Annotated in this window: 1 rRNA gene (cut by a window edge); it reads right to left on the reverse strand. The window is 52.8% G+C overall.

Annotated features, from left to right (window positions below):
- Positions 1–2500, reverse strand: a 23S ribosomal RNA gene (locus N909_RS0102580) (its annotated part continues 328 nt past the right edge of the window); the annotation flags it as partial.

Consider the following 2500-nt stretch of genomic DNA (forward strand, 5'->3'; position numbering starts at 1 on the left):
GTCTTGAGGTGGGCTTCCCGCTTAGATGCTTTCAGCGGTTATCCTTTCCGAACATAGCTACCCTGCGATGCCACTGGCGTGACAACAGGAACACTAGTGGTTCGTCCATTCCGGTCCTCTCGTACTAGGAACAGATCCTCTCAAATCTCCTACGCCCACGGCAGATAGGGACCAAACTGTCTCACGACGTTTTAAACCCAGCTCGCGTACCACTTTAATTGGCGAACAGCCAAACCCTTGGGACCGACTTCAGCCCCAGGATGTGATGAGCCGACATCGAGGTGCCAAACCTCCCCGTCGATGTGAACTCTTGGGGGAGATAAGCCTGTTATCCCCGGAGTACCTTTTATCCGTTGAGCGATGGCCCTTCCATACAGAACCACCGGATCACTAAGACCTGCTTTCGCACCTGCTCGACGTGTCTGTCTTGCAGTCAAGCTCCCTTATGCCTTTGCACTCTTCGGCTGGTTTCCAATCAGCCTGAGGGAACCTTCGCGCGCCTCCGTTACAATTTGGGAGGCGACCGCCCCAGTCAAACTACCCACCAGGCAGTGTCCCCGACCCGGATCACGGGTCTAGGTTAGATATCCAGAAAAACAAGGGTGGTATTTCAAGGACGACTCCACCGACACTGGCGTGCCAGCTTCAAAGTCTCCCACCTATCCTACACATGCTGTCCCGAATATCACTGCCAAGCTATAGTAAAGGTTCACGGGGTCTTTCCGTCTTGCCGCGGGTACTCGGCATCTTCACCGAGAATTCAATTTCGCTGAGTCCCTGGTTGAGACAGTGCGGAAGTCGTTACGCCATTCGTGCAGGTCGGAACTTACCCGACAAGGAATTTCGCTACCTTAGGACCGTTATAGTTACGGCCGCCGTTTACCGGGGCTTCGGTTCAATGCTTCGCTTGCGCTAACACATCCCCTTAACCTTCCGGCACCGGGCAGGCGTCACACCCTATACGTCCTCTTACGAGTTTGCAGAGTGCTGTGTTTTTAGTAAACAGTCGCTACCGCCATTTCTCTGCGACCCCCTTCGGCTTAGGGAGTAAATCCCCTCACCTAACGGAGGCACACCTTCTCCCGAAGTTACGGTGTCATTTTGCCGAGTTCCTTAACCAGAGTTATCTCAATCACCTTGGCATATTCTGCCCGCCCACCTGAGTCGGTTTGCGGTACGGTCTCTTATAATCTGAAGCTTAGAGGCTTTTCTTGGAAGCATGGGATCAATCACTTTATGAGCTTAAAGCTCTCGTCATCGCGTCTCGACGTTTCATAGGAAAGCGGATTTGCCTACTTTCCCCGCCTACTCGCTTAAACCGGGACGTCCAACACCCGGATGACCTACCCTTCTCCGTCCCCCCATCGCAATTATAAGAGGTACAGGAATATTAACCTGTTTCCCATCGACTACGGCTTTCGCCCTCGCCTTAGGGGCCGACTAACCCTTCGCAGATTACCTTTACAAAGGAAACCTTGGGCTTACGGTGTGTGGGTTTCTCACCCACATTTTCGCTACTCATGTCAGCATAAGCTCTTGTAGTTCCTCCAGCCGTCCTCGCGGTCGACCTTCAGCGGTTGCTACAATGCTCCCCTACCACTTGTACTTAGTACAAATCCGCAGCTTCGGTACTGTGCTTGAGCCCCGTTACATTTTCGGCGCAGGCCCACTCGACCAGTGAGCTATTACGCTTTCTTTAAAGGGGTGCTGCTTCTAAGCCAACCTCCTGGTTGTTTATGCATTCCCACAACCTTTCCCACTTAGCACAGATTTAGGGACCTTAGCTGGCGATCTGGGTTGTTTCCCTTTTGACTACGGACCTTATCACCCGCAGTCTGACTCCCGTACAGACGTTCCCGGCATTCGGAGTTTGATTAGGTTTGGTACCCTGGTGAAGGCCCTAGCCCATTCAGTGCTCTACCTCCGGGACGATTCATACGAGGCTATACCTAAATATATTTCGGGGAGAACCAGCTATCTCCGAGTTTGATTAGCCTTTCACTCCTATCCACAGGTCATCCCCTCAGTTTTCAACCTAAGTGGGTTCCGGCCTCCACGACGTGTTACCGTCGCCTTCACCCTGCCCATGGATAGATCACTCGGTTTCGGGTCTACTCCCAGCAACTCAATCGCCCTATTCAGACTCGCTTTCGCTACGGCTACACCTAACGGCTTAACCTCGCTGCTGAACGTAACTCGCTGACTCATTATGCAAAAGGCACGCGGTCACCCTGTCCGAAGACATAGGGCTCCCACTGCTTGTAGGCATACGGTTTCAGGGTCTATTTCACTCTCCTTATCGGAGTTCTTTTCACCTTTCCCTCACGGTACTATGCGCTATCGGTCATCGGGGAGTATTTAGCCTTGGAAGATGGTCCTCCCAGCTTCCCACAGGATTTCACGTGTCCGTGGTACTCGGGGACTCCCTAGGGTGGATCTCGGTTTCACATACGGGCTATCACCCTCTATGGCGGCACTTTCCAGAGCCTTCAATTACCGA

It is taken from the genome of Pelobacter seleniigenes DSM 18267, assembly GCF_000711225.1.
Taxonomy (GTDB): domain Bacteria; phylum Desulfobacterota; class Desulfuromonadia; order Desulfuromonadales; family Geopsychrobacteraceae; genus Seleniibacterium; species Seleniibacterium seleniigenes.